Genomic DNA, 25,754 nt, shown 5'->3' with positions numbered 1-25,754 from the left:
CACGCGGGCGGAGTCGGGACCGGGCACGCGGGCGGAGTCGGGACCGGGCACGCGGCCGGACTCGGGACCGGGCACGCGGGCGGACTCGGGACCGGGCACGCGGGCGGAGTCGGGACCGGGCACGCGGGCGGAGTCGGGACCGGGCACGCGGGCGGAGTCGGGACCGGGCACGCGGGCGGAGTCGGGACCGGGCACGCGGGCGGAGTCGGGACCGGGCACGCGGGCGGAGTCGGGACCGGGCGCGCGGGCGAGTGGGCTGCCCTCCGGGGACCTGTACGACCCGGCCACCGGTCTGCTCGCACCGCACGGGCGGCTCACCGCCGTGGTGTGCGGCGACCCCGACGCGGCGGGGCGACTGGCCGAGCGCCTCGGCGGGCATCCGCCGGAGCAGGGCCCGTCGGTACTGCTCGGCGGCGTGCCGCTCGACGACCTGCCGCTCGACCGCGCGCGCACGGCCGTCCTGGTCCAGGACAAGGACCCCGTGCTGCTGTCGGGCTCCCTGCTCGAACTGCTCGACGTACCCGCCTCCGGAGACGTCACCGCGGAGCGGGCCCTGTCGGCCGCGCAGTGCGAGGACGTGCTGGCGGCGCTCGTACAGGGCTCGCTCGACGCCGAGGACCCGATGCACGCCCGCATCACCGAACGCGGGCGCTCCCTCTCCGGCGGCCAGCGCCAGCGGCTCGCCCTCGCCCGGTCGCTGATCAGCGACCCCGAGGTGCTCGTGCTGGACGAGCCGACCTCCGCCGTCGACTCCCACACCGAGGCGCGGATCGCGGAGGGCGTGCGCGATCTGCGGGCCGGGCGCACGACGGTCGTGTTCACCTCCTCGCCGCTGCTGCTGGACCGCGCGGACCGGGTGGTGCTGGTGCACGAGGGCGAGGCGGTGGCGGCCGGCGTGCACCGTGAGCTGGTGCACGCCGAGCCCCGGTACCGGGCCGTGGTGACCCGGGAAACCGCAGAGGAGGCCGAGGAGGAGGCCGTACTGAGCGGCGTGCTGGACCAGTTCGACGTCAGTGACCTCGACGAACTGGACGAACTTGACGAGATCGAGGAGACCGCATGATCGGCGTGGCGCCACCGGCGTACGACCCGGCGGCTCCGACGACGGCGCACACCCTGCCCGTCGGCGCCCCGACCACCGTACGCGCCTACGTGGCCGAACTGTTCCGCCGGCACCGCCGGGCCTTCCTGCTCCTCGTCGGCGTCAACACGGTCGCCGTCGTCTCCTCCATGGCCGGCCCCTACCTGCTGGGCGGTCTCGTCGAGCGGGTGGCGGACGGCGCGCGTGAGCCGCACCTGGGCATCACGGTGACGTTCTTCCTGGTCGCGCTGGTCGTGCAGGCCGTGTTCGTGCGCGAGGTGCGGCTGCGTGGCGCGATGCTCGGCGAGCGGATGCTGGCCGACCTGCGCGAGGACTTCCTCGTCCGGTCGGTCGGGCTGCCGCCGGGTGTCCTGGAGCGGGCCGGAACGGGTGATCTGCTGTCCCGGATCACCACCGACATCGACCGGCTCGCCAACGCCATGCGTGAGGCCGTGCCCCAGCTGGCGATCGGTGTGGTGTGGGTGGCTCTGCTGCTGGGCGGCCTGGCCGTCACGGCACCTCCGCTGGCGGCCGCCGCGCTGCTCGCGCTGCCGCTGCTGGTGGCCGGCTGCCGCTGGTACTTCCGGCGGGCACCGGCCGCCTACCGCTCGGAGGCCGCCGGCTACGCCGCCGTGGCCGCGGCCCTGGCCGAGACCGTCGACGCCGGGCGCACCGTCGAGGCGCACCGGCTCGGCGCCCGCCGGGTGGAGCTGTCGGAACGGCGGATCAAGGAGTGGACGGCCTGGGAGCGCTACACGCTCTGGCTGCGGTCGGTGCTGTTCCCGGTCATCAGCGTCACGCACGTGACCGTGCTCGCCTCCGTCCTGATGGCCGGCGGGGTGTTCGTGCTCCAGGGCTGGCTCGGGATCGGGCAGCTGACCACGGGCGCGCTGATCGCGCAGATGCTCGTCGATCCGGTCGGGCTGATCCTGCGCTGGTACGACGAGCTGCAGGTGGCCCAGGTCTCGCTGGCCCGGCTCGTCGGGGTCCGCGACATCGAGCCGGACGCCGGGGACCCGGCGCTGGTGCCCGACGGGCGGGACGTGCACGCCGACCGGGTGCGCTTCGGCTACGTCGAGGGCGTCGACGTACTGCGCCGGGTGTCCCTGGAGGTCGCCCCCGGCACCAGGGTGGCGCTGGTGGGTCCCTCCGGCGCGGGCAAATCCACACTGGGCCGACTGCTCGCCGGCATCTACGCGCCCCGTGCGGGGCGGGTCACCCTCGGCGGCGCGGAACTGTCCCGGATGCCCGCGGAACGCGTCCGCTCCCACGTGGCCCTCGTCAACCAGGAGCACCACGTCTTCGTCGGCTCCCTGCGCGACAACCTGCTGCTCGCCCTCCCCCACTCCCGGCTCCCCGCGGGCGGGCAGACTCCCGGCGAGGCCGTCGAGGCGGAGCTGTGGGCGGCGCTCGGCGCGGTGGACGCGGACGGCTGGGCGCGTGCCCTGGAGAAGGGGCTGGACACCGAGGTCGGCTCGGGCGGGCTGGCGCTCACCCCGGCGCAGGCCCAGCAGATCGCGCTGGCCCGGCTGGTGCTGGCCGACCCGCACACGCTGGTCCTGGACGAGGCGACGTCCCTGCTCGACCCGCGCGCGGCCCGCCACCTGGAACGCTCCCTGGCCCGCGTGCTCGACGGCCGGACCGTCGTCGCCATCGCCCACCGTCTGCACACCGCCCACGACGCGGACGTCATCGCGGTCGTCGAGAACGGGCGCATCAGCGAGCTCGGCAGTCACCCGGAGCTGGTCGCGGCGGACGGGGCGTACGCGGCGCTGTGGAGGTCGTGGCACGGGTGAGGGAGGACGGCGAGGGGGGTGCGGCCTCGCGGGGGCCGCGCCCGGCCCGGCACCGGGTGCCGCCGCGCACCGTCCGGGCCGTGGCGCCCCTCCCCCGCCCGGTGCCCGCAGGTGGGCCTCCCTCGTCCCGGCGGCCCGCCCCAGGTGGGTGCCCGTGCCGTTGCGCGGGGGCGAACAGGGGTGGAAGGCTGGAGAGCGGCGCAGGCTCGGGGAGCACCCGCGAAGTGCGCGGGACCGCGATGGGCGCAGTCTGTGTCCCCGGCACGGGCGGCCCGCCGCCGACCGTGGCGGGAGCGGCCCCGTCCTCATTCCCTGGAGGTACCCGTGAACAACGCCGACGGATGGGGAGACGACGTCTACCAGCCCGACGGATCCGAGCAGCGGGAGGACACGGGGCTGCTCGACGCTGAGGACACCCTCGAGTACGACGGTGTCAGCGACCCCCTGGACCGGGGCTGGTCCCCTCCGGAGCGGCCGTGGGCGGTGGAGCACACCGGTGTGACGGCGGCCGAGCGGGTCCAGGGCGAATCCCTGGACCAGCGGCTGGCCGAGGAACTGCCCGAGCCGGCCGTACCCGACGTGGACGGCATCGGCGACAGCGAGGACACCGACGGGGAACTCCTGGACAACGAGGTCGGCGCGGTCCGCTCCGGGCGGCTCGTCGCCCCCGACGAGGGAGCGCACGAGGACGAGGAGGCCGCCCTGGTCGCCACCGACGTCGGCATCGACGGAGCGGCCGCCTCCGCAGAGGAGGCCGCCATCCACATCGTCGACGAGGACGCCCTCTCGGGCTGACGCCCGCCCCGCCCGTCCGACGCCCTCGTCCCCCGCGGACCAGGAGCAGCCATGCAGCAGGACAAGCACCCCGACCACCATCCGGTCGTCTTCCGAGACCGTGCCGCCGGCCACGCGTTCCTGACCCGCTCGGCCGCGGCCAGCGACCGGACCGTCGAGTAGGACGACGGCGAGAGCCACCCCGTCGTGGACGTCGAGATCTCCTCGGAGAGCCACCCCTTCTCCACCGGCAAGGCCCGCACGGTCGACCGCGAGGGCCGCGTCGCCCGCTGCGAACGCCGGTACGGAGAAGGAACGCGGCAGGCGGAGGGTGCGCGGCAAGGTGAAGGGGCGCGGCAGGGCTCGGACTGACGCCGCCCGCGCCGTGCGGGACCTCAGATCACGTTGAGGGCGGCCGCACCGCCCACTCCCCCGAGGACCATGAACGCCGGCATCAGCACCTTGAGCTCCACCCAGCTGCCCGCCCGGAACCGCATGGCCTTCGGCGGTCCGAGCGGGTACCAGCGCTTGCGGCCCACCGGGATCGGCCACAGTATCGGGCAGCCCGAGACGGTCAGCGCGTCCCCGACGTCGTGCACCAGCGCGCCGAGCACGATCGGCAGCCCGAGCCACAGGTACTCCTGGCCCGGCTCCGTGAACAGCCAGTCCGCCCCGTGGCCCGGCTGGTCCAGCACACCGGCGAGGATCCAGGCGCTCGTCGCGGCCAGCAGCCACACCAGGACGTCGGCGCTGGCCCCCCGGGTCGCCCGCCACAGCAGGCCCTCGATGGCCAGGACCAGGTGCACGAAGAGGATCGTCAGCACCGCCCAGCGCCCTCCGGTGATCGCCAGCACGGAGGCGCCCGCGCCGATCATGACCGCCCACAGCCAGGTGTGCGTGAGCGTGCGGTGCCCACCGGAGCGACGCGGGTCGCCCTGCTTCTTCGTGGCCTTGTAAACCGCGTACGACAGCTTGTCGACGATCTCGCACAGCCAGCGCGACAGCGGTCCGAAGGCGCGGGAGATGGTGGCGGCCTTGTGGTCGAGGTCCGGGGCGAGGGCGGCGCCGGCGCAGATCAGCGCGCCGCACAGCAGGACCGGCCAGGGCATCCCGTGCCCGGCCGCGGTGGTGGCGGCTCCGACGCCGAGCCAGGCCGCGGCGCCCGAGAGAGAGTGTGCTGGTCCCATCATCGCCGCTGCCCGCCCCGTTCCTCTTGCGCCGCTGTCCAGTTGACCTGGTGCGCTGACGTCGTGTCGGCGACACAGCGTAGCGTTCGCGATCTTCGTGCGGGCATCCGATTCCCGCATCGGCCGGGAGGCCAGGCAAGATGGGGGCGTGACCCTCATCGATCAGCTGCCGCAGACCGCAGACCCCGACGCCCTCTACGAAGCCTTCGAGTCGTGGGCGCAGGATCGCGGTCTCACGCTCTACCCCCACCAGGAGGAGGCGCTGATCGAGGTGGTCTCCGGCGCCAACGTGATCGTGTCGACGCCCACCGGCTCCGGCAAGAGCATGATCGCCGCAGGCGCCCACTTCGCCGCCCTGGCCCGCGACGAGGTCACCTTCTACACGGCTCCGATCAAGGCGCTGGTCTCGGAGAAGTTCTTCGAACTGTGCAAGCTGTTCGGCACCGAGAACGTCGGCATGCTCACCGGTGACGCCTCCGTCAACGCCGACGCCCCGGTCATCTGCTGCACCGCCGAGGTGCTGGCCTCGATCGCGCTGCGCGACGGCAAGGACGCGGACATCGGCCAGGTCGTCATGGACGAGTTCCACTTCTACGCGGAGCCGGACCGCGGCTGGGCGTGGCAGATCCCGCTGCTGGAACTGCCCCAGGCGCAGTTCGTCCTCATGTCGGCCACCCTCGGCGACGTCTCGATGTTCGAGAAGGACCTCACCCGGCGCACCGGCCGGCCCACCTCGGTGGTCCGCTCGGCGACACGACCGGTGCCGCTCTCCTACGCGTACCGGCGCACGCCGCTCACGGAGACGCTGACCGAGCTGCTGGAGACCAAGCAGGCGCCGGTGTACATCGTGCACTTCACGCAGGCGCAGGCGGTCGAGCGGGCGCAGGCGCTGATGAGCATCAACATGTGCTCGCGTGAGGAGAAGGACCAGATCGCCGAGCTGATCGGCAATTTCCGCTTCACCACGAAGTTCGGCCGCAACCTCTCCCGTTACGTCCGGCACGGCATCGGCGTGCACCACGCGGGCATGCTGCCCAAGTACCGCCGCCTGGTGGAGAAGCTCGCCCAGGCCGGTCTGCTGAAGGTGATCTGCGGCACCGACACCCTCGGCGTCGGCGTCAACGTGCCCATCCGCACGGTGCTCTTCACCGCCCTGACCAAGTACGACGGCAGCCGGGTGCGGACGCTGCGCGCCCGTGAGTTCCACCAGATCGCGGGCCGCGCGGGCCGCGCGGGCTTCGACACGGCGGGCTTCGTGGTCGCCCAGGCTCCCGAGCACGTCATCGAGAACGAGAAGGCGCTCGCCAAGGCGGGCGACGACCCGAAGAAGCGCCGGAAGGTCGTCCGCAAGAAGGCCCCGGAGGGCTTCGTCGCCTGGAGCGAGGACACCTTCGACAAACTCATCACCTCCGAACCGGAGCCGCTGACGTCCCGCTTCCGGGTCACCCACACGATGCTGCTGTCGGTGATCGCCCGGCCCGGCAACGCCTTCGAGGCCATGCGGCACCTCCTGGAGGACAACCACGAGCCGCGCAAGCAGCAGCTGCGCCACATCCGCCGTGCGATCGCCATCTACCGCTCGCTGCTCGACGGCGGCATCGTCGAGAAACTCGACAAGCCGGACGCCGAGGGCCGGATCGTCCGGCTCACCGTGGACCTCCAGCAGGACTTCGCGCTGAACCAGCCGCTGTCGACCTTCGCGCTCGCCTCCTTCGAGCTGCTGGACCCGGAGTCGCCCTCCTACGCGCTGGACATGGTGTCCGTCGTGGAGTCCACCCTGGACGACCCGCGGCAGATCCTCGCCGCCCAGCAGAACAAGGCGCGCGGCGAGGCCGTGGCCGCGATGAAGGCGGACGGGGTCGAGTACGAGGAGCGCATGGAGCGTCTCCAGGAGATCTCCTACCCGAAGCCGCTGGAGGAGCTGCTTTTCCACGCGTACGACACGTACCGCAAGAGCCACCCGTGGGTCGGCGACCATCCGCTGTCCCCGAAGTCCGTCATCCGCGACATGTACGAACGGGCTTTGTCCTTCACGGAGTTGGTCTCCTTCTACGAACTGGCCCGCACCGAGGGCATCGTCCTGCGCTACCTGGCCGGCGCGTACAAGACCCTCGAGCACACCATTCCGGACGATCTGAAGTCCGAGGACCTGCAGGATCTGATCGAGTGGCTCGGCGAGATGGTGCGCCAGGTCGACTCCAGCCTGCTGGACGAGTGGGAGCAGCTGGCCAACCCGGAGGAGATGACCGCCGAGGAGGCCCAGGAGAAGGCCGACCAGGTCAAGCCGGTCACCGCCAACGCGCGTGCCTTCCGGGTGCTGGTCCGCAACGCCATGTTCCGCCGCGTGGAGCTGGCCGCCCTGGACCAGGTGGACGAGCTGGGCGAGATGGACGCCGAGTCCGGCTGGGACGCGGATGCCTGGGGCGAGGCCATGGACAAGTACTGGGACGAGTACGACGACCTCGGAACCGGTCCCGACGCGCGCGGTCCCAAGCTGCTGGTGATCGAGGAGCAGCCGGAGAACGGGCTGTGGCGCGTCCGGCAGATCTTCGACGACCCCGACGACGATCACGACTGGGGCATCAGCGCCGAGATCGACCTCACGGCCTCCGACGCCGAAGGCCGTGCCGTGGTCCGCGTCACCGACGTCGGCCAGCTGTGAGCACAGGAGACAGACAACCATGACCAACCCGGCCGAGAGGCTCGTCGACCTGCTGGACCTGGAGCAGATCGAGGTCAACATCTTTCGCGGCCGCAGCCCCCAGGAGTCGCTGCAGCGGGTCTTCGGCGGCCAGGTGGCCGGCCAGGCGCTGGTCGCCGCCGGGCGCACCACGGAGGGCGACCGCCCCGTGCACTCGCTGCACGCGTACTTCCTGCGTCCGGGACGGCCGGGCGTGCCGATCGTGTACCAGGTGGAACGGGTCCGGGACGGGCGGTCCTTCACGACCCGCCGGGTCACGGCCGTGCAGCAGGGCCGGACAATTTTCAACCTGACCGCCTCCTTTCACCAGCCTGAGGATGGGAGCTTCGAGCACCAGCTGCCGCCGGCCCGCGAGGTGCCGGACCCGGAGTCCCTGCCGACGGTCGTCGACGAGATCCGGGAGCATCTGGGTGCGCTGCCCGAGCAGCTGGAGCGGATGGCGCGCCGCCAGCCGTTCGACATCCGGTATGTGGACCGGCTGCGCTGGGCGCCGGAGGAGGTCAGGGGCGCCGAGCCGCGCAGCGCGGTCTGGATGCGCGCGGTCGGCCCCCTCGGCGACGACCCGCTGGTGCACACCTGCGCCCTGACGTACGCGAGCGACATGACCCTGCTGGACGCCGTGCGGATCCCGGTCGAGCCGCTGTGGGGTCCGCGGGGCTTCGACATGGCGTCGCTGGACCACGCGATGTGGTTCCACCGGCCGTTCCGCGCGGACGAGTGGTTCCTGTACGACCAGGAGTCACCGATCGCGACCGGCGGGCGCGGCCTCGCCCGCGGGCGCATCTACGACCTGGAGGGCCGTCTGCTGGTCTCGGTCGTCCAGGAGGGGCTGTTCCGGGCGCTGTAGGGAACGGCCCGGTCGCGTGTCGCGCACGGGCTTCCGCTCACCGGCTCCTGCGGCGCAGCCGGCCCAGCAGGCCGCGCGGGTGCTCCGGCTCGCGCGGCGGGCCCGGATGCTCGCCGGGCCCCCCAGCGGGGCTTGCCGCGGGCCGGAGTTGTGCGGGCGCCGGGAGGGTGCGTGCCGCAGGCCGGTGCCTGGCGTGGCGCGTGTGATCGGGACGGCGCGCGTGTTGGGTGTGGCCGGCGTCGTCCCGGCGTTCCGCACGGGGCGCCGGGCGAGGTGCGGGGCGGTGTGCGCGCGCCTCGTCCAGTGCCTGGGCGAGGTCGGCGCGCAGCCAGCCGATCTCGTCCGGGTCGTCGGCGGTCACGAGTTCCTCGACGAGCTGCGCCGCCGGTGAGCCGGGCGAGCCGGGCGTGGGCGGCCCGGGGCGGAACCGGTGCACGTGGGCCCGCTCGTAGGGATCCTTGACCACGTCGGCGATCTGGACCGGGTCCAGCAGTGCGGCCAGGGCCCCGGCACGCTCCCAGGGATCCTCGGCCCGGCGCAGCAGGAATCCCAGGTGCCGGCCCCGCCAGTTGCGGGCGCGCAGGTCCAGCCCGCTCGCCAGCCGCGCCCGCAGTTCCTTGGGCAGCGAGCGTCCGTGCACCAGCGCGGCGTTCTGCTCGTCGGCCGCGAACTGGGCGACCTCGTCGGCCAGATAGAGCCATACGAGCGTCCGGTACCGGTTCAGATAGAATGCGACCGGCACCAGCAGTCCCAGCCGGGCGAGCCGCGTGAACCTGGCACCCGTCACGCCCATGATGCCGGCGGCCTCCCCCGTGCTCACGCTTCGCGCTCGCGCGCGGAGCGCGTCGGGGAAGCCGTCCTGTGAGCGCAGTCGCTCGATCTCGGTGTGGGCGACGCGGCGCCCGCCGCCCCCTTCGTCGGGCACGGTGCGGATACGCCCGAGGTCGACGGCGAGATCGAACTCTCGCCGCTTGAGGCCCAGTTCGCGGGCGGCACGGCCGGGTGCGTACGTGCGGCCGTCCGGTGTCGTGACAGTCCTGCCTGACATGATGCGTCTCCCCCGTGGAGTCGTGGCCGTGATCGTCGTGCTCACGCTCTGTGCGCTCGCCGTCACACCACCGTAGCCGTTCCGGCCGATCACGCGGCAAGCCTGTGGATAACTTCGCGGGGGTAGTAAACGTGCAGGTCAGAGGTCTGTGGGCGGGTACCGTTCGGGCTGGCGGGCGTCCACGCCGAGGTGTTCGCCGACCCGGTTGACGAGCAGTGTCATCTCATAGCCGATCTGGCCGATGTCGGCTTCCGCGGCGCTGAGGACGCACAGGCAGCTGCCGTTCCCGGCCGCCGTGACGAACAGCACCGCGTCGTCGAACTCGACCATCGTCTGGCGCACCTGTCCGGCGCCGAAGTGACGTCCGGATCCCTTGGCCAGGCTGTGCAGTCCGGACGCGACGGCGGCGAGGTGTTCGGCGTCCTCGCGCCGGAGTCCCGTGCTCGCCCCTGTGACCAGGCCGTCGTTGGACAGGACGAGTGCGTGCCGCACGTGTTCCACGCGCTCGGTCAGGTCGTCGAGCAACCAGCCCAGTCCCTTGTGCGCCATGATCTTGATCTCCCCGTGTGACGACTCCCCCTGGCCGGAGGTCTCCTCGCCAGCCTTCCCCACGACCGGCTGACGGGCAAGGAGGATGGGGGCATGGCACAGAAGATGACCGACACGGAATGGCGGGCGTTCGTGTCCCAGGGCACCCGCACCGGAAAGCTGTCGACCGTCAGGGCTGACGGCAGCCCTCATGTGACGCCGATCTGGTTCCTGCTCGACGGGGAGGAGGTGGTGTTCAGCACGTCGAAGACCAGCGTCAAGGGACGCAATCTGGCCCGGGACGGGCGGGTCGCCCTGTGTGTGGACGACGACCGCCCGCCGTTCGGCTACGTCGTGCTGCAGGGCCGGGCCCGCCTCTCGGAGGACCTCGATGGCCTCCGGTTGTGGGCCACCCGCATCGGCGCACGGTACATGGGGGAGGAGCGCGCCGAGGAGTTCGGGGCGCGCAACGGCGTGCCGGGCGAACTCCTGGTCCGGATCACCATCGACAAGGTCCTGGCGCAGAAGGGCGTCGCCGGCTGAGGTCCCGGCGGACCGGTCAGCTCACGGACTCGGGCAGCCGGGCGGTGTGCATCCACTGGCTGCCCCGCACGTCCGGGGCGCCCCTGCTCTCCCCGGTCGCCCGTACCGACCGCCTTCTCGCCTCATCCGGCGGCGGAAGGCCGCGTGCTCGTGCGCGGCGCCGTGTGGAGGTGCTCACCAAGGCCCCTGACCAGCCGGGCCGTCTCGTACGCCACCGGGCCGGCGCCGGCCGTGACGGCGGTGAGGACGGCCGGCAGGAGCCGTCGCCGGCGGCGGCCGCGAACAGGAAGGCGTCGTCCGTCTCCACGATGGTCTGGCGCACACCGCCGGCGCCGACGTGCCGGCCCGCCCCCTTGGCCAGGCTGTGGAAACCGTAGGCGACGGCCGCGAGGTGTCCGGCGTCCTCACGCCGAGCGCGCGCGGACCGTGCAGCGCAGGCCGGGCGCGACGCCCGCGCAGGCCATGACGTACGACAGTACGGGGGTCAGCGGCCGAAGGCGGCGTGGTCCAGGTGCCCCATGGCCCCGGGACGCCAGCCGGGGCACGGGAGCACCACGCGGGCACATTTCGGAAGGTGCTGGAATATGACGTGGAGATGTTCCTGAACGACCGCGACCGCTCGAACGTGTACGCCGGGCGTCCTCCGTGCCGGTGAGGACTTCCGTGCCGGTGAGGAATCAGGTGAGGGATCATGCCGGACATGAGCGACGACCGCACGCACGTCCAGGAGTTCTTCACCGCCCGCGCGGCCGACTGGGACAGCCGGTTCCCCGACGACGGGCCCGCCTACGCGGCCGCGGTCGCCGAGCTCGGGCTCCGGGAGGGGGATCGCGTCCTGGACGCCGGCTGCGGCACCGGGCGCGCCCTGCCGCCGCTGCGCGCCGCCGTGGGGGCCTCGGGAGTGGTCCTCGGGGCCGATCTGACCCCGGCCATGCTGCGGGCCGCCGTACGGGCCGGACGGGACCGTGCCGGGCGGCTGCTGCTCGCCGACGTGGCGGCGCTGCCGCTGCGCTCCGCGTCGCTCCACGCGGTGTTCGCGGCCGGCCTGATCGCCCACCTGCCCCACCCGACGGCTGCCCTGCGGGAGTTGGCGCGCGTCGTGCGCCCCGGCGGCAGGCTCGCGCTGTTCCACCCGATCGGCCGCGCGGCGCTCGCCGCCCGCCAGGGCCGGCGGATCACCCCGGACGACCTGCGGGCGGAGCCCCGCCTCCGGCCGCTCCTGGCCGGAGCGGGATGGACCATGACGTCCTACGTCGACGAGGACGACCGCTTCCTCGCGCTGGCCGTCCGGGACGACTGACCGGTCCCCGGCGCTTCACCGGGCCTTCCCTCTTCTGTCGCCGCGGCTCCGACCTTACGTTGAGTAGCAGCGGGCGGGCGATCGGCGAGGCAAGCCGCGACGGGAAGGTGGTCACTGTGTTCGACAGGGTTCGCAAGGTCTGGGCCGGGTTCCGCGAGTCCGCGCGCGCCGAGCGGAAGGCCGGTCCGGACCGGCGCGCGCACAACCTGTTCGAGGCCGCCGCCGCGTACGTGTCGGCGTGCGCGGAGGACGACCAGGAGCGCATCGACGAGGCGGCGGGGCGGGTGTCTCCTGAGGCGCTGTCGTTCGGGGTGACCGAGCTGGCGTGCCGGGCCGTCATCGCGCTGGCCCGGGAGCGCGACGAGTCGCCGCGGGCCGTCGCACGCACGCTGCTGGGGCTGCCGGCGGCGTGAGGCACGGGCACCGCCCGGCCGTTTCGTCCTCCTCCGGGGGGCACGGGCGGTGGGCGCGGGGTGATGGATGCGGCCTATACAGCGGCAGAGGGCTCCTCGTCGTCTGCGCCGGGAGGCAGCTGGGCCTTGTCCGCCGGGGGCGGCGACTCCGCGGGCGGGGGCGCGTTGTCGCGCTTCTTCCTGAAGCGGTCCCACTCGTCGCGCACGTTCCCGGCGGACTTGATCACGTCCGGGAGCTGGTCCAACAACCCCTTCAGGGCGAAGAGGAAGATGGCCGCCACGCCAGCGAGGGCGAGAATGAAGAGGATGGCTGCGCCGTCCACCGGTCTTGACCTTCCGTCTCATGGGAGGCGGTCAAGCCGGGGGGGCACGCAGGTTAGCCCAGTTCGACCATCCCCCCCAATGGCGAACCAAGCATCCTGCGAATACAGGGACGCTCAGTTACGTTGCCTACGCTGTGACCCGGACCCTCGACTGAGGGATGGCCAGGCCGCCACGTATGGTGACAAGTAAACCCACACGGACGAAAGCCCGTCAAGGTGCAAGTAAGCCTCGGCCCGGCGTACTTGAGTTGCGCCGGACCCCGGGCGCTCGGCCCGAGTTCACGGACGCCTGTGCCCGCAGGCCGGGGGCGCCGCGTCACACACTCCTACGGCTCCCATTCGACAGCTCCGCGCACTTCCGGCTGTGCCGGGACGGTTCGATCCGCGGCTTCCCTGGACACAACCGCGCTCTCGCCGGCCATCACCTCCCGAGCTGGGCGATGATCCCGTGCTCTCCTGGCGCCGGCGGGCTCCGACCCGGTCAGGGCCCCCGCTGGGTGCGCCGGGCCTGGGCATCCGCAGGCGAGGCGAGAAAGGACACGACTTGTGTCGACCACCTATGCCTCGACTGAACGACATGTGGTGCCACTCCACGGAAGACGGGCAGTGCCCGCCACACGATGGGGCATCCCTCGGCTCGGCCGCGTGCCGTGCCCTGTCGTTCCGCCCTGGAGGCCCGCATGCGTCTGCCCCCCGGTGTCCCCCTGCTCGCCGCGACGCTGCTGGCGGCGGCCCTCACCGAGCCGGCCCCGGCCGCCGCCCAGGAGGTCGGCGACCCGCACTGCGCGCGTCAGGACCGCGTGCGGGTGCCGGGCGCGGCGCATCAGCGGACGGCCTGCCTGGACGACCTGACCACCACGGGGCTCGCCGGTACGCCCTACACCGACCTCACCGACCAGGCGGGGCTGACGGCCCAGGCCACCCGTACCCCCTCCGGCGTGCCGGGTGTGCAGGTCGACGGGTACTTCCCGGACTCGTCGGGGTTCAACGCCACGCACGGCTGGCGGCATGACGCGCAGTTCGTGATCCGGCTGCCGGACCGCTGGAACGGCGGCCTCGTCGTCACCGGGGCACCGGGCACCCGCCGGCAGTACGCGACGGACAAGGCGATCTCGGACCGCGTGCTGGCCCAGGGCTACGCCTACGCCGCAACCGACAAGGGCAACAACGGCACCGACTTCTACCGTGACGGCGAACGGCCCGGGGACGCGGTCGCCGAGTGGAACGCGCGGACCACCCAGCTCACGCGCACGGCCCGCACGATCGTCGCGCAGCGCTACGGGCACCTCCCACGCCGCACCTACATGACCGGCATCTCCAACGGCGGCTACCTGACGCGCTGGCGGCTGGAGAACCATCCGGAGCTGTACGACGGCGGGGTGGACTGGGAGGGCGCCCTGTGGACGGCGCACGGGCCGAACCTGCTCACCTCCCTGCCCACGGCGGTGGCGCGGGCGTACGGCTCGGCGTCGGACGAGGACCTGTACGCCGTGGGTTTCGCGCGCGGCTCGGAATTCCTGTGGCCGTACCACGAGAAGGCGTACTGGGGTGTCACCCAGAAGACGTACCGGGCGGAGTTCGACCCGGCCTACGACCCCGGCTGCCCGGGGCCGTCCGCCGGGAGCACTCTCGACGAGATCCTCGCGCCCTGTGCCTCCGACGCGGCCTACGACTACGCCTCGCGCCCGTCCGCCGTCCACCGCGCCGTGGCCCGGGTGGCGCTGACCGGCCGCATCGGCAGGCCTCTGATCACCCTGCACGGAGACATGGACACGCTGCTGCCCGCGTCCGCCGACTCCGACGTGTACGCGCGCATGGTCGACGCCCGGGGGCGCGGGCCCCTGCACCGCTCCTACACGGTGCAGGGCGGTACCCATGTCGACGGGCTGTACGACACCTGTCCCGACCGGCTGCGGCCGATCCTGCCCTGCTACCGGTCGGCCTTCGACGCGCTGGTCACCTGGGTGGAGCGGGGGACCCGGCCGCCCGCGGACCGGACCGTCGGCCGGCCCGCGGGCGGTGACGTGGTCGACTCGTGCACGCTGGACGGCGGGACCGCTTCCGGGCGGTAGCGCGTCAGCGGCCGAGCTCCTTGCGGCTGACCCGGCGCAGCCTGCGGCGCTGCGACGGGTCCAGCGTGAGGTACGCGGCGGCCGGAACACCCAGGACAATTAGCAGTGCGGCCCACCACGGCAGCCAGATCCACAGAATGAGCCCGACCGCCACACCTCCTGCGGCGATCTTCGCGTTCTTCGACATGTGCGTCGCCTCCTTCGCGGCCCCTGCCGCTCTCTGTCGGGAAAACGGGCCGGTACTTCCGGCCGTTCCGACCGCGTCCCTGAGACATCCCTGACGCTCGACCCTGAGTCACCCCCGAGTGCCTCCAGGTGATCGAGGTCACAGACCCATCATGCCGGGAGATGCGCTCGAGTGCTGTAACATCAGCGACCTTGACCCGAGGTAGTCAAACTTGAGGAATGTGCCATCTCTGTGCAGAGAACTCCCACGGCAACGCCCTCCGAGACTCTCTCCGAACTGGTCCGCTGCTGTGCCGTCTTCGTGCCCGGCGATCCGGCGCGCACCGGCCGCGTCGCCTTCTGGCGCCCTGACGGCGGCTCCTCGCCGGTGCCGCACGGTGGCACCGGCGAGGAGCTGGCCGTCGTACTGCCCGGGGACGACGGGGTGGAGCTGGTGGAGGTGCCGGCCGTCCTGCTGCCCGTCCGGGCCGCGCTGCCCGTCCTCACGCGCGCGCGTGCCGCTCGGGAGGCACACCGCGCGTCCATGTTCTGGGGCTCGGCCGCCATGCTCGGACTGCAGTTCGTGGCCCGCGGGCTGCTGCTGCCCGGCCTGTCCCCCGGCGAGCACGACGCCTGGCGCACGGGCCCCCTGCGCGCCGAGGACGTCGAGAGCCTCCGCCGGCTCGCCGCCGCGATGCCGCCCGAGGCGCACGCGGCACCGCTGGACTGCACCGGGCCGCTGCGGCTGCCCGAGCCGGAGCGCCTGCTGCGGGCCTTCCTGGACGCGATAGCCGACACCCTGCCCCGCTCCCCCGCCGCGTCCCTGGTGACAGGCGGCCCCGCCTTCGCCGCACCGGAACCGCAGCACCTGCCGGGGCTGCGGGCGTGGGCCGACGAGGTGGCCGCCGGCCACGACGGGGGCGTCCGGCTGTCGCTGCGGATCGAGGTGCCCCGGCCGGCCTCGGCTCAGGACGACACGGCACTGACCTTCCGGGCCGTGCCGCAGGTGCACAGCCTGAGCGATCCCTCGCTCGTCGCGGACGCCGCCGAGGTATGGGCCGGGACGGACGCCACCGGCCGGGCGTTCGGCCCCCGCGCGCGGATGGACGCGCTGCTCGCCATGCGGCGCGCGGCCCGGGTCTGGCCACCCCTCACCCCCCTGCTGTCGGCCGCCGCGCCGGACGCCGTGGAACTCGCCGACGAGGAGGTCGCCGAGCTCCTCGGCGAGGGTGCCGCGGCCCTCACCGGTGCCGGCGTCGACGTGCACTGGCCCAAGGAGCTGGTCCGCGGACTCACCGCCCGCGCGGTGGTCGGCCCGCCGGACGACGAGAAGGTCTCACCGGACGACGAGAGGACCTCGCCGGACAGCGGGAAGACCGCGCCGCGGCCCTCTTCGGACACGCCGTCCTTCCTGTCGGCGGACGCGCTGCTCGCGTTCGACTGGAGGTTCGCGCTGGGCGGCCAGCGGCTCACGCGCGAAGAGCTGGACCGGCTGGCCGAGGCGAACCGCCCGGTGGTGCGACTGCGGGACCAATGGGTGCTGATCGACCCGCAGGAGGTGCGCCGCGCCCGCGCACAGCAGGACCGCAAGATCACTCCCGTCGACGCGCTGGGCGCCGCCCTGACGGGCTCCACGGAGGTGGACGGCCGCCGGGTCGAGGTGGAACCGACCGGGTGGCTGGCGGCGCTGCGGGAGCGGCTGGCGGACCCCGAGGCACAGGAACCGGTCGCGCAGCCCGCCGGGCTCGCCGCCGACCTCCGCGACTACCAGCGGCGAGGCCTGTCCTGGCTGGCCCGGACGACGTCCCTGGGGCTCGGCTGCTGTCTCGCCGACGACATGGGGCTCGGCAAGACGATCACCCTGATCGCCCTGCATCTGCACCGGCAGACCGACCCGTCGGCCGCCGGTCCGACCCTGGTGGTCTGTCCGACGTCCCTGATGGGCAACTGGCAGCGCGAGATCGAGCGGTTCGCGCCCGGCACACCGGTGCGCCGCTTCCACGGCGCACGGCGTGACCTGGCGGGCATGGCCGACGGGGAGTTCGTCCTGACCACGTACGGCACGATGCGGCTGGACGCGCGACGGCTGGCCGAGGTGCCGTGGGGTCTGGTGGTGGCCGACGAGGCCCAGCACGTGAAGAACCCCTACTCGGCGACCGCGCGGGAGCTGCGGTTCATCGGGGCACGCGCGCGCGTGGCGCTCACTGGCACCCCCGTGGAGAACAACCTGTCGGAGCTGTGGGCGATCCTCGACTGGACCACCCCTGGGCTGCTGGGCCGCCTCGGCACGTTCCGCAGCCGGTACGCGCAGGCCGTGGAGGGCGGCCAGGACCCGGCCGCGGCGGAGCGGCTGGCCCGGCTCGTCCGGCCGTTCCTGCTGCGCCGCCGGAAGTCGGACCCGGGCATCGCGCCCGAGCTGCCCCCCAAGACGGAGACCGACCGCGCGGTGTCGCTCACCACCGAACAGACGGGGCTGTACGAGGCCGTGGTGCGCGAGACGCTCGCGGAGATCGCGGACGCCGACAGCATGACCCGGCGCGGACTGATCGTGAAGCTGCTCACCGGGCTGAAGCAGATCTGCAACCACCCGGCGCAGTACCTGAAGGAGGAGCAGCCGAGGATCGCCGGGCGGTCCGGGAAGCTGGAGCTGCTCGACGAGTTGCTCGACACGATCCTCGCCGAGGGGGCCGGCGTGCTGGTCTTCACGCAGTACGTCGGCATGGCCCGGCTGATCGAGCGGCACCTGGCGGACCGCGGGGTGCCCTCGCAGTTCCTGCACGGCGGGACGCCCGTCCCCGCGCGCGAGGCGATGGTGCGGCGCTTCCAGGACGGTGAGGTCCCCGTCTTCCTGCTGTCGTTGAAGGCGGCGGGCACCGGGCTGAACCTCACCCGGGCCGAGCACGTCGTGCACTACGACCGCTGGTGGAACCCGGCCGTCGAGGCGCAGGCCACGGACCGCGCTTACCGCATCGGGCAGAACCGCCCCGTCCAGGTGCACCGGCTGATCGCCGAAGGGACCGTCGAGGACCGGATCGCCGAGATGCTGAACCGGAAGCGAGAACTGGCCGACGCGGTACTGGGCTCGGGCGAGGCCGCGCTCACGGAGCTGACGGACGCGGAACTGGCCGATCTGGTGGAGCTGCGAGAGGCGACGCGATGAACCGGTACGACGAGACCGAGCGCACGTTCGCCGCGCTGCCGCCCGCGCACGGGCGGGGTTTCGCGGCGACGTGGTGGGGCCGGGCCTGGCTGAAGGCCCTGGAGGACGCGGCGCTGGACGCGCAGCAGGTGAAGACGGGCCGCCGGCTCGCGCGCGCGGGAGCCGTGGGCGCGGTGGCGGTGCGGCCGGGGCGGATCACCGCGGTGGTGCGGGACCGGGACGGCACGGCGCGCCGGGCCGATGTGCTGCTGGAGGAGTTGTCGGACGGGCAGTGGGACCGGTTCCTGCGGATGGCGGTCGAGCAGGCCGGGCATGTCGCGGCGCTGCTCGACCGGGAGATGCCGCCGCATCTCGTGGAGGACGCGGCGACGGCCGGTGTCGAACTGCTGCCCGGCCTGGGCGAGCTGGAGCCCACGTGCGACTGCGGTGCCTGGGACCACTGCGGGCACACCGCGGCGCTGTGCTACCAGGTGGCCCGGCTGCTCGACCAGGATCCCTTCGTGCTGCTGCTGTTGCGCGGGCGCGGTGAGCGCGCCCTGCTGGACGCCCTGCAGAGCCGCAGCACGTCTTCCGCCGAGGCGATCGCCGAAGGGCCGGCCGAGCCCGCCGGTGTGGATGCCGGGGAGGCGTACGCGGCCGGGGACGCCCTGCCCCCGCTGCCCGCCCCGCCAGGACTCCCGGCGGGGCCCGGGCTGCCGCCCTCCCTGGACACCGAGGTCCCACCCGCGCCCGGCGTCGATCCCGACGCGCTGGAGTTCCTGGCCGCCCGGACAGCGGCGACGGCGCACCGGCTGCTGGCCGGGGCGCTGCGGGCGGGCGCGGCCGAGGAGGAGCCGACCGTGGCTCAGGACGCCGTACGGCTGGCCGCGGGGGCTCCCGCGCGCGCCTTGGCCGACCGGCTCGCCGAGGGGTCCGGACGCGGGCCGGACGAGTTGGCGTCGGCCGTGCGGGCGTGGCGGTACGGCGGTGCGGCCGGGCTGTCCGTGCTGGAGGAGGAGTGGACGGTGGAGGGCGAGGCGCTCGCACGCGCGCGTGCCGTTCTGGCAGCGGCCTGGGACGACGACGAGCGTCCGGTCCTGCGCGGGCACGCCAACCGATGGACGGTCGCCGGCGCGCCGAGCCAGCTGCGCCTGGGGCGTGACGGCCGCTGGTGGCCGTACCGGCAGGAGAGCGGCCGTTGGGTGCCCGTGGGAGGCGGGGACCAGGACCCGGCGACGGCGCTGGCCGCGACGGAGACCGCGCGCGGGGAGGGTGCCTGCTGAAGCGGTGTCGGGGGTGAACCCACGCGCGGGGGGGGGTAGCCGAACCGGCGTCAGGGGGGCGGGCCGCGCGCGGGAGATTGCCCGCCCGAACCGGCGTCGGGGGGCAGTCCTGACCGGGCCCGCGCGCGCCGTAGGCGGTCACCGGACCGGCGTCGGAAGCTGCCGAGGCCGAACCCGCGCGCGGAGAAAGACGCTCACCGGACAGACATCGCGGCCGCCGCGACCGAACCCGCGCGCGGGGAAGACGCCCGACCAGACGGCGGCGGCCGTGACCGGGCAGCGGCTGGACCGGCAGTGGACGCCCGGCGTTCAGACGACGGATCTCCGACGTTCCTCTTGAGGTCCAAATCTAGCCACCATCACCGCACTTGGTCCTCAGGAGGCCCGATGTCCCCGTCCGTCACCGGCCGGCGCCGTGTCCACCGTTCCGTCGCGGCGGGAGTCCCCCTCGCCGTGGTCGCCGGGCTGCTGGCGGCGGCCCCGGCCTCGGGCGCCCCGTCGCAGGACGCGCGGGTGATCCGCGCGGCGACCCTGGGGGACGTCCCGCTCGGCACGTTCAGCAACGCACTGCTGCCCGGCACGGTGTCCGACGACCGGGGCGTGGACCTGGGCGGCATCGGCAGCGACATCTACCCGGCGGGCCGCGACGGCGAGTTCTGGACGGTCACCGACCGCGGGCCCAACGGACAGATCAAGGTGGACGGCAAGAACCGCCGCACCTTCCCGGTGCCGGGCTTCGACCCGGCGATCGTCCGGATCCGGGTCTCCGGCGACTCGGTGCGAGTGCTGGACGCGATCCCGATCACCACGTCCTCCGGCAAGCCCGTCACCGGCCTGCCCAACCAGGAGGGCCGCGACGAGGCGCCGTACTCCTACGACGCCCGGACACCCCTGGCGTACGACCCGAACGGGCTGGACACCGAGGGCATCGTCCGGGCGAAGGACGGAACCTTCTGGCTCGTCGACGAGTACGGGCCCTCGCTGGTGCACGTCTCCGCGCGCGGGAAGGTGCTCACGCGGTACGTCCCCCAGGGGCTGGACCTCACCGGGGCGGACTACCCGGTCGTGGAGACGCTGCCCGCCGTGCTGCTGCACCGGAAGATCAACCGAGGGTTCGAGGGGCTCGCGCTGCTGCCCTGCGGTGATCTGGTGATGGCCGTCCAGAGCCCGCTGTCCCTGCCGGACAAGGACGCCGGAGAGGCGTCGCGCACGACGCGGCTGCTGCGGTTCTCCCCGAAGAAGCAGGCCGTCACCGCCGAGTACGCCTACCGCTTCGACCCGGTGGACGTCGTCGACCCGGGTGAGGACGACACCTCCGAGCTCAAGATCTCCTCGGTGGTCGCGGTGGGCGGGGACCGGCTGCTGGTCGAGGAGCGCACCGACAGGGCCGCCCGGCTGCAGCTCGTACGCCTGGACCGGCGCGCGGACATCCTCGGCGGCTCCTGGGACGACGCGACGACCTCGCCGTCGCTGGAGCAGCTCGACGACCCGGCCGCCTCGGGCGTGCCGGTGCTCGGGAAGCAGCTGGTGGCCGACCTGGGGACGGTCGCCGGTGTGCCCGGAAAGATCGAGGGCGTCGCGCGCGTGGACCGTCACACCCTGGCGCTGATCAACGACAACGACTTCGGCATGACGGACGGCGCGCAGGCGTTCGACGCGCAGGGCCGGCTGGTCGACAGCGGGGTCGAGACGACGGTGGTCTACGTGCGGCTGCCGCGCGGTCTGTGACACGCCACGCTTCGTCGGGCCGCACGCGCGTGTGCGGCCCGACGAATGCCTAGGGCAGTGCCTCGACCGGGAGGTCGGGAATCAGGGATTCCAGATCGCTCGGCAGCCCGGTGGGTATCCCGCTCGGCAGCTCCGAGGGGAACTGCGACGGGAGCGCGGGCAATCCGCTCGGCAGCCCGGTGGGGACGCTGACGGTGGGCTCCGCGGAGGTGCTGCCGGGCGCCGGGGTCCCGTCCGGCGGCTCGTCGCTCCCGGCCCCCGTCAGGATCATGACGGAGCCGATGGCCGCGACGGCCACCAGCGCGATCAGGGCCAGACGGAGAACGCGAGACCCGCGCTGCGGGGGTACGGGTCCGTACCCCTGGTGGACGGTCCGGAACCGCCACCGGGAGAAGTCGGCGTTCCACCCGGCGGCCCGGGCGGCTGAGGCGGTAAGGGCGGTTTGGCCATGAGGTCCGGGCTGACGGACGGGCCGTCCGGTCAGCGACCCCCGCGCGGTGGCCGGCACGCGCGCGTGCCACGGATCGCACGATTCCGTGGCACGCGCCGTACCGTCCCACGCGAAGGTCACACCCGGCGGGTCTCAGCCGCGGGCACCCAGCAGGTGGTCCATCGCCAGCTGGTCGAGCTGCTCGAACGCCATCCCGCGCGCGGCGGCCGCCTCGACGTCGAACTCCTCGAACGCCGCACGGTCGGCGAGCAGCGCCTGAAGCCCGTCGGCGGCCGTGGGCTGGGCCAGCTCGTCCAGGCGGGCGGCGCGCAGCGCCTGCCGGACCTCGGGGTCGGCCCGGAAGGCGGCCGAACGCTCCTTGAGGATGAGGTAGTTGCGCATGCAGCCCGCCGCCGACGCCCACACACCGTCGAGGTCCTCGGTCCGCGGCGGCTTGAAGTCGAAGTGGCGGGGACCGTCGTAACCGGCGCTCTCCAGCAGGTCGACCAGCCAGAAGGCGGCACGCAGGTCACCGGCGCCGAAGCGCAGGTCCTGGTCGTACTTGATGCCGGACTGGCCGTTGAGGTCGATGTGGAACAGCTTGCCCGCCCACAGCGCCTGCGCGATGCCGTGCGGGAAGTTCAGGCCGGCCATCTGCTCGTGCCCGACCTCGGGGTTGACGCCGTACAGCTCCGGCCGCTCCAGGCGCTCGATGAACGCCAGGGCGTGTCCGACGGTGGGCAGCAGGATGTCGCCGCGCGGCTCGTTCGGCTTGGGCTCGATCGCGAAGCGCAGGTCGTAGCCCTGGGAGGTGACGTACTCGCCGAGGAGGTCGAACGCCTCCTTCATGCGGTCGAGTGCGGCGCGTACGTCCTTGGCGGCGCCGGACTCGGCGCCCTCGCGCCCGCCCCACGCGACATACGTCTTCGCCCCCAGCTCGGCGGCCAGGTCGATGTTGCGGATGGTCTTGCGCAGCGCGTAGCGGCGTACGTCGCGGTCGTTGGCGGTGAACGCGCCGTCCTTGAAGACGGGATGCGTGAAGAGGTTGGTGGTGGCCATCGGGACGGTCATGCCGGTGGCGTCCAGCGCCTGGCGGAAACGCTTGATGTGCGACTCGCGCTCGGCGTCCGAGGAGCCGAAGGGGATCAGGTCGTCGTCGTGGAAGGTGACTCCGTGGGCTCCGAGCCCGGCCAGGCGCTGCACCGTCTCGACCGGGTCGAGGGCACGCCGCGTGGCGTCGCCGAACGGGTCCCTCCCCTGCCAGCCGACGGTCCACAGGCCGAAGGTGAACCTGTCCTCGGGGGTGGGCTGGTAGTTCATGCCGCGGCTCCCTTGCTCGCTTGCTCGCTTGCTCGCTTGCGACTGTCGCACGCCTATTTCGTCATGGCGCTTGACAAATTAGTATGCGAACGCACCTCTGGGAAGAGACCGACGCGTCCCGGGGAAGAGACCAAGGGGTCTCCTCCCGGGCACGAGCCGGAGGAACCCCCAGACACGAGCCGCAGAAAACAGGGAGATCCCGATGTCAGCAGCCGAGGGTCCGCTCGTCGTCGGCGTGGACACGTCCACCCAGTCCACCAAGGCGCTGGTCGTCGACGCGGCCACCGGGGAGGTCGTGGCGAGCGGGCAGGCGCCGCACACGGTCACCTCCGGCACCGGCCGGGAGAGTGATCCGCGGCAGTGGTGGGACGCGTTGTGCGAGGCACTGCGCCAGTGCGGTGAACCCGCCCACGAGGCCGCCGCGGTCTCCATCGGCGGCCAGCAGCACGGTCTCGTCACCCTGGACGACCGGGGCGAGCCGGTCCGGCCCGCCCTGCTGTGGAACGACGTGCGCTCGGCGCCCCAGGCGCGCCGGCTGGTCGAGGAACTGGGCGGCGCGAAGGTCTGGGCGGACCGCACGGGCAGCGTGCCCGCCGCGTCCTTCACGGTCACCAAGTGGGCCTGGCTCGCCGAGCACGAGCCGGCGGCGGTCCGCGCCACGAGGGCCGTGCGGCTGCCCCACGACTACCTCACCGAACGCCTCACCGGGCAGGGCACGACCGACCGGGGCGACGCCTCGGGCACCGGCTGGTGGGCGTCGGGCAGCGAGGCCTACGACGAGGAGATCCTCGCGCGCGTGGGTCTCGATCCGGCGCTGCTGCCGCGCGTGGTCGGGCCCGGCGAGGTGGCGGGCACCGTCCGCGACAGCCATGACCTGCCGTTCTCGAAGGGCACCCTGGTCGCCGCCGGCACCGGCGACAACGCCGCCGCCGCGCTCGGCCTGGGGCTGCACCCCGGCACGCCCGTCATGAGCCTGGGCACGTCCGGCACGGTGTACGCGGTGTCCCGGCGGCGCCCCGCCGACCCGACCGGCACGGTGGCGGGCTTCGCCGACGCGCGGGGCGACTGGCTGCCGCTGGCCTGCACCCTGAACTGCACGCTCGCCGTCGACCGCGTCGCCGCCCTGCTGGGCCTGGATCGCGAGGCCGTCGAGCCCGGCACGGGCGTGACCCTGCTGCCGTACCTGGACGGCGAGCGCACCCCCGATCTGCCGAACGCCTCGGGCCTGCTGCACGGCCTGCGGCACGACACCACCGCCGGTCAGCTCCTCCAGGCGGCGTACGACGGTGCCGTGCACGCCCTGCTGGGCGCGCTGGACCGGGTCCTCGACAAGGACGCCGACCCCTCGGCGCCGCTGCTGCTGATCGGCGGCGGAGCCCGGGGCACGGCCTGGCAGCAGACCGTACGGCGGCTCTCCGGGCGCCCCGTCCGGATCCCCGAGGCCAAGGAGCTGGTCGCGCTCGGCGCGGCGGCCCAGGCGGCCGGCCTGCTCACCGGCGAGGACCCGGCCGCGGTCGCCCGGCGCTGGGACACCGCGCGCGGGCCGGTGCTGGACGCGGTCCGGCGGGACGAGGAGACGCTGGCCCGGATCTCCGGGGTACTCTCCGACGCGGCCCCGCTGCTGGAGCGGAGCCCCGAGAGCCGTCAGGGCCGGTGATCCGTATCAGGGCGGCCGCGGGAGAGCGCCTGTCTCCCGCCGCCGGCGTGATCCACAGGGCAGGCCCCGGCCCGTCGAGAAGGACGGAGGAATGACCGCACCGCTGCACCAGGCCCACCCGGCCGGTCACGGGCGCGCGTTGCCCGACACCCAGCAGGGCATGCGCCGCCGCAACCTCGCCCGGGTGATGCACACGGTCAGCGCGGAGGGCACGCTGTCCCGTGCGGCGGTGGCCTCGCGCATCGGGCTGACCCGGGCGGCCGTCTCCACCCTCGTCGACGAGCTGATCCGCTCCGGCCTGCTGGAGGAACTGGGCCCCGAACGCCCCGGCCGCGTGGGCCGGGGCCGTCCCGGTTCCGCCCTGGCGGTCAGCCGGCGCGGTCCCGCGGGCATCGGCGCGGAGGTGGGCGTCGACCATCTCGCCGTCTGCGCGGTCGACCTGCGCGGACAGGTGCGCGCGCGGGCCGTCCGGCACGACACCAACCGCGACCGCCCCCCCGAGCCGGTGATCGGGGAACTCACCGGGCTGGTGCGCCGCGTCGTCGCCGAGGCGGAACGCGAAGGGCTGTGGCCCGCCGGGCTCGCGGTGGCCGTGCCCGGTCTGGTGGCACGCGACGCCCGGACGGTCGTCCGCGCCCCCAATCTCGGCTGGCACGACACCGACCTCGGCTCCCTGCTGCCCGCGGAGCTGCCGTCGACGGTGGACAACGAGGCCAACTTCGGCGCGCTGGCCGAGCTCTGGCTCGGCGAGGGCACCCCGCGGGACTTCGTGCATGTGTCGGCCGAGATCGGTATCGGCGCGGGCGTGGTCGTGGACGGGAGGCTGCTGCGCGGAACGCGGGGCTTCGCGGGCGAGCTGGGCCATGTGCCGGTCCGGCCGGACGGGCCGGAGTGCGCCTGCGGCGGGCGCGGCTGCCTGGAGCAGTACGCCGGTGAGGAGGCGGTGCTGCGCGCGGCCGGTCTGGAACCGGGCGCCGACCGGGTCGGACTGCTCGCCGGACGGGCCACGGACGGCGACGAGGACGTACGGCGGGCACTGCGCGACGCGGGGGAGGCGCTCGGCATGGCGCTGACCGGGGCGGTGAACCTGCTGGACCCCGAGGGCGTGGTGCTGGGCGGTGCGCTGGCCGGGCTCGCGCCCTGGCTGCTGCCCTCGCTGCGCGCCGAACTGGCCCGCCGGACCGCGGGGCGGGCCTGCCCGGTGTCCGTGTCGCGGCTGGGTCCGGAGGGCCCGTTGCTGGGGGCCGCGCACTGGGTGGTGCGGGGGGTGCTGGACGATCCGGCAGGGGTCGCTGAGGCTGCGGCGCACGGTTGAGACCTGCCGAGAGCGCTGCTCATCACCCGTTCGGGTGAGCGAGTTGTCCACAACGCCGCGGTGATCCACGGAACGACGCGACGACCTTCAGCCCAACCGCCCGG

21 protein-coding genes and 2 pseudogenes are annotated in these 25,754 nt (G+C 73.6%); 15 read left to right on the top strand and 8 right to left on the bottom strand.

Features of this window, described 5'->3' with window-relative positions; translation table 11 throughout:
* The 4 genes and pseudogenes from ACFF45_RS06550 to ACFF45_RS06535 form a co-directional block, all read left to right on the top strand.
* On the top strand, nucleotides 1-1,063 hold a 1,063-nt coding region (locus tag ACFF45_RS06550), incomplete at its 5' end, for an ATP-binding cassette domain-containing protein (protein ID WP_381343138.1).
* Nucleotides 1,060-2,877 (top strand): ABC transporter ATP-binding protein, encoded by a 1,818-nt coding sequence (locus ACFF45_RS06545; RefSeq protein WP_381343135.1) that lies wholly within the window; start codon nucleotides 1,060-1,062, stop codon nucleotides 2,875-2,877. The genes ACFF45_RS06550 and ACFF45_RS06545, both read left to right, overlap by 4 nt.
* 324 nt (nucleotides 2,878-3,201) lie before the next feature.
* Nucleotides 3,202-3,672 (top strand): DUF5709 domain-containing protein, encoded by a 471-nt coding sequence (locus tag ACFF45_RS06540; RefSeq protein WP_381343132.1) that lies wholly within the window; start codon nucleotides 3,202-3,204, stop codon nucleotides 3,670-3,672.
* Nucleotides 3,673-3,723: 51 nt separating this feature from the next.
* A pseudogene (locus tag ACFF45_RS06535) lies at nucleotides 3,724-4,023 on the top strand (type B 50S ribosomal protein L31).
* Between the two features lie 23 nt (nucleotides 4,024-4,046).
* Here the strand turns inward: ACFF45_RS06535 and ACFF45_RS06530 are convergent.
* Nucleotides 4,047-4,841, bottom strand: coding sequence for a metal-dependent hydrolase (locus ACFF45_RS06530; RefSeq protein WP_381343130.1), 795 nt, complete (start codon nucleotides 4,839-4,841; stop codon nucleotides 4,047-4,049).
* A gap of 145 nt (nucleotides 4,842-4,986) precedes the next feature.
* Here ACFF45_RS06530 and ACFF45_RS06525 point away from each other — a divergent pair, with 145 nt between their 5' ends.
* Both ACFF45_RS06525 and ACFF45_RS06520 read left to right on the top strand, forming a co-directional pair.
* On the top strand, nucleotides 4,987-7,500 hold the full coding sequence (locus tag ACFF45_RS06525) for a DEAD/DEAH box helicase (RefSeq protein ID WP_381343127.1): 2,514 nt from the start codon (nucleotides 4,987-4,989) through the stop codon (nucleotides 7,498-7,500).
* Nucleotides 7,501-7,519: 19 nt separating this feature from the next.
* Complete coding sequence (locus ACFF45_RS06520; protein ID WP_381343125.1) at nucleotides 7,520-8,386, top strand: acyl-CoA thioesterase; 867 nt, start codon at nucleotides 7,520-7,522, stop codon at nucleotides 8,384-8,386.
* 37 nt (nucleotides 8,387-8,423) lie between these two features.
* Here ACFF45_RS06520 and ACFF45_RS06515 read toward each other — a convergent pair whose 3' ends face one another.
* Together ACFF45_RS06515 and ACFF45_RS06510 are read right to left on the bottom strand one after the other, a co-directional pair.
* On the bottom strand, nucleotides 8,424-9,434 hold the full coding sequence (locus ACFF45_RS06515; RefSeq protein WP_381343122.1) for a DUF6397 family protein: 1,011 nt from the start codon (nucleotides 9,432-9,434) through the stop codon (nucleotides 8,424-8,426).
* A 138-nt stretch (nucleotides 9,435-9,572) separates the two neighbouring features.
* Nucleotides 9,573-9,983, bottom strand: a complete 411-nt coding sequence (locus ACFF45_RS06510) for a roadblock/LC7 domain-containing protein (protein WP_381343176.1) — start codon at nucleotides 9,981-9,983, stop codon at nucleotides 9,573-9,575.
* Between the two features lie 93 nt (nucleotides 9,984-10,076).
* Between ACFF45_RS06510 and ACFF45_RS06505 the strand changes: the two genes are divergently transcribed.
* On the top strand, nucleotides 10,077-10,505 hold the full coding sequence (locus ACFF45_RS06505) for a PPOX class F420-dependent oxidoreductase (protein WP_381343119.1): 429 nt from the start codon (nucleotides 10,077-10,079) through the stop codon (nucleotides 10,503-10,505).
* 122 nt (nucleotides 10,506-10,627) lie between these two features.
* Here ACFF45_RS06505 and ACFF45_RS06500 read toward each other — a convergent pair.
* Nucleotides 10,628-10,929: pseudogene (locus tag ACFF45_RS06500) on the bottom strand (roadblock/LC7 domain-containing protein); the annotation flags it as partial.
* A 276-nt stretch (nucleotides 10,930-11,205) separates the two neighbouring features.
* Between ACFF45_RS06500 and ACFF45_RS06495 the strand changes: the two are divergent.
* Together ACFF45_RS06495 and ACFF45_RS06490 are read left to right on the top strand one after the other, a co-directional pair.
* Nucleotides 11,206-11,805 carry a class I SAM-dependent methyltransferase gene (locus tag ACFF45_RS06495; protein ID WP_381343116.1) on the top strand — a complete coding sequence of 200 codons (600 nt, stop codon included), beginning with the start codon at nucleotides 11,206-11,208 and terminating at the stop codon, nucleotides 11,803-11,805.
* A 116-nt stretch (nucleotides 11,806-11,921) separates the two neighbouring features.
* Nucleotides 11,922-12,218, top strand: coding sequence for a hypothetical protein (locus ACFF45_RS06490; protein WP_381343113.1), 297 nt, complete (start codon nucleotides 11,922-11,924; stop codon nucleotides 12,216-12,218).
* Nucleotides 12,219-12,292: 74 nt separating this feature from the next.
* Here ACFF45_RS06490 and ACFF45_RS06485 read toward each other — a convergent pair whose 3' ends face one another.
* Nucleotides 12,293-12,541 (bottom strand): hypothetical protein, encoded by a 249-nt coding sequence (locus tag ACFF45_RS06485; protein ID WP_381343111.1) that lies wholly within the window; start codon nucleotides 12,539-12,541, stop codon nucleotides 12,293-12,295.
* A 680-nt stretch (nucleotides 12,542-13,221) separates the two neighbouring features.
* Here ACFF45_RS06485 and ACFF45_RS06480 point away from each other — a divergent pair.
* Nucleotides 13,222-14,613: a tannase/feruloyl esterase family alpha/beta hydrolase gene (locus tag ACFF45_RS06480; protein ID WP_381343109.1), complete on the top strand. Its 1,392-nt coding sequence runs from the start codon at nucleotides 13,222-13,224 to the stop codon at nucleotides 14,611-14,613.
* Between the two features lie 4 nt (nucleotides 14,614-14,617).
* Here the strand turns inward: ACFF45_RS06480 and ACFF45_RS06475 are convergent, their stop codons facing one another.
* Entirely contained in the window at nucleotides 14,618-14,800 is a 183-nt protein-coding gene (locus tag ACFF45_RS06475) for a tail-anchor membrane protein (protein WP_215164397.1), read from the bottom strand.
* Between the two features lie 231 nt (nucleotides 14,801-15,031).
* On the opposite strand from ACFF45_RS06475, the gene ACFF45_RS06470 reads away from it, so the two are divergent.
* From ACFF45_RS06470 to ACFF45_RS06460, 3 genes are all read left to right on the top strand, one after another.
* A complete protein-coding gene (locus ACFF45_RS06470) occupies nucleotides 15,032-17,938 on the top strand; it encodes an SCO1167/SCO6262 family helicase (RefSeq protein ID WP_381343107.1) in 2,907 nt (968 codons plus the stop codon).
* A complete protein-coding gene (locus tag ACFF45_RS06465) occupies nucleotides 17,935-19,200 on the top strand; it encodes an SWIM zinc finger family protein (protein WP_381343104.1) in 1,266 nt (421 codons plus the stop codon). The genes ACFF45_RS06470 and ACFF45_RS06465 overlap by 4 nt, the downstream gene beginning before the upstream one ends.
* Before the next feature lie 387 nt (nucleotides 19,201-19,587).
* The gene (locus ACFF45_RS06460) at nucleotides 19,588-20,928 is read left to right on the top strand and encodes an esterase-like activity of phytase family protein (RefSeq protein ID WP_381343102.1); all 1,341 of its coding nucleotides are present in this window, start codon (nucleotides 19,588-19,590) and stop codon (nucleotides 20,926-20,928) included.
* A gap of 49 nt (nucleotides 20,929-20,977) precedes the next feature.
* On the opposite strand, the gene ACFF45_RS06455 is transcribed toward ACFF45_RS06460, so the two are convergent.
* Together ACFF45_RS06455 and xylA are read right to left on the bottom strand one after the other, a co-directional pair.
* Nucleotides 20,978-21,226 (bottom strand): hypothetical protein, encoded by a 249-nt coding sequence (locus tag ACFF45_RS06455; RefSeq protein ID WP_381343099.1) that lies wholly within the window; start codon nucleotides 21,224-21,226, stop codon nucleotides 20,978-20,980.
* A gap of 285 nt (nucleotides 21,227-21,511) precedes the next feature.
* On the bottom strand, nucleotides 21,512-22,678 hold the full coding sequence (xylA, locus tag ACFF45_RS06450) for a xylose isomerase (RefSeq protein ID WP_381343096.1): 1,167 nt from the start codon (nucleotides 22,676-22,678) through the stop codon (nucleotides 21,512-21,514).
* Between the two features lie 202 nt (nucleotides 22,679-22,880).
* Between xylA and xylB the strand changes: the two genes are divergently transcribed.
* Nucleotides 22,881-24,335, top strand: coding sequence for a xylulokinase (gene xylB / locus ACFF45_RS06445; RefSeq protein ID WP_381343093.1), 1,455 nt, complete (start codon nucleotides 22,881-22,883; stop codon nucleotides 24,333-24,335).
* Between the two features lie 91 nt (nucleotides 24,336-24,426).
* Nucleotides 24,427-25,650: an ROK family protein gene (locus ACFF45_RS06440; RefSeq protein ID WP_381343090.1), complete on the top strand. Its 1,224-nt coding sequence runs from the start codon at nucleotides 24,427-24,429 to the stop codon at nucleotides 25,648-25,650.
* Nucleotides 25,651-25,754: the final 104 nt, after the last annotated feature.

Source organism: Streptomyces cinereospinus, assembly GCF_042430725.1.
Classification (GTDB): Bacteria; Actinomycetota; Actinomycetes; order Streptomycetales; family Streptomycetaceae; genus Streptomyces; species Streptomyces cinereospinus.
This window is presented reverse-complemented; position numbering and strand designations above follow the sequence as displayed.

Excerpts from the sequence above, each read along its gene's own strand:
- ACFF45_RS06505 (WP_381343119.1), top strand. The coding sequence starts at position 10,077 with ATGGCACAGAAGATGACCGACACGGAATGGCGGGCGTTCGTGTCCCAG.
- ACFF45_RS06530 (WP_381343130.1), bottom strand. The coding sequence starts at position 4,841 with ATGATGGGACCAGCACACTCTCTCTCGGGCGCCGCGGCCTGGCTCGGC.
- ACFF45_RS06440 (WP_381343090.1), top strand. The coding sequence starts at position 24,427 with ATGACCGCACCGCTGCACCAGGCCCACCCGGCCGGTCACGGGCGCGCG.
- ACFF45_RS06545 (WP_381343135.1), top strand. The coding sequence starts at position 1,060 with ATGATCGGCGTGGCGCCACCGGCGTACGACCCGGCGGCTCCGACGACG.
- xylB (WP_381343093.1), top strand. The coding sequence starts at position 22,881 with ATGTCAGCAGCCGAGGGTCCGCTCGTCGTCGGCGTGGACACGTCCACC.
- xylA (WP_381343096.1), bottom strand. The coding sequence starts at position 22,678 with ATGAACTACCAGCCCACCCCCGAGGACAGGTTCACCTTCGGCCTGTGG.
- ACFF45_RS06495 (WP_381343116.1), top strand. The coding sequence starts at position 11,206 with ATGAGCGACGACCGCACGCACGTCCAGGAGTTCTTCACCGCCCGCGCG.
- ACFF45_RS06475 (WP_215164397.1), bottom strand. The coding sequence starts at position 14,800 with ATGTCGAAGAACGCGAAGATCGCCGCAGGAGGTGTGGCGGTCGGGCTC.
- ACFF45_RS06460 (WP_381343102.1), top strand. The coding sequence starts at position 19,588 with ATGTCCCCGTCCGTCACCGGCCGGCGCCGTGTCCACCGTTCCGTCGCG.
- ACFF45_RS06515 (WP_381343122.1), bottom strand. The coding sequence starts at position 9,434 with ATGTCAGGCAGGACTGTCACGACACCGGACGGCCGCACGTACGCACCC.
- ACFF45_RS06510 (WP_381343176.1), bottom strand. The coding sequence starts at position 9,983 with ATGGCGCACAAGGGACTGGGCTGGTTGCTCGACGACCTGACCGAGCGC.
- ACFF45_RS06465 (WP_381343104.1), top strand. The coding sequence starts at position 17,935 with ATGAACCGGTACGACGAGACCGAGCGCACGTTCGCCGCGCTGCCGCCC.
- ACFF45_RS06520 (WP_381343125.1), top strand. The coding sequence starts at position 7,520 with ATGACCAACCCGGCCGAGAGGCTCGTCGACCTGCTGGACCTGGAGCAG.
- ACFF45_RS06480 (WP_381343109.1), top strand. The coding sequence starts at position 13,222 with ATGCGTCTGCCCCCCGGTGTCCCCCTGCTCGCCGCGACGCTGCTGGCG.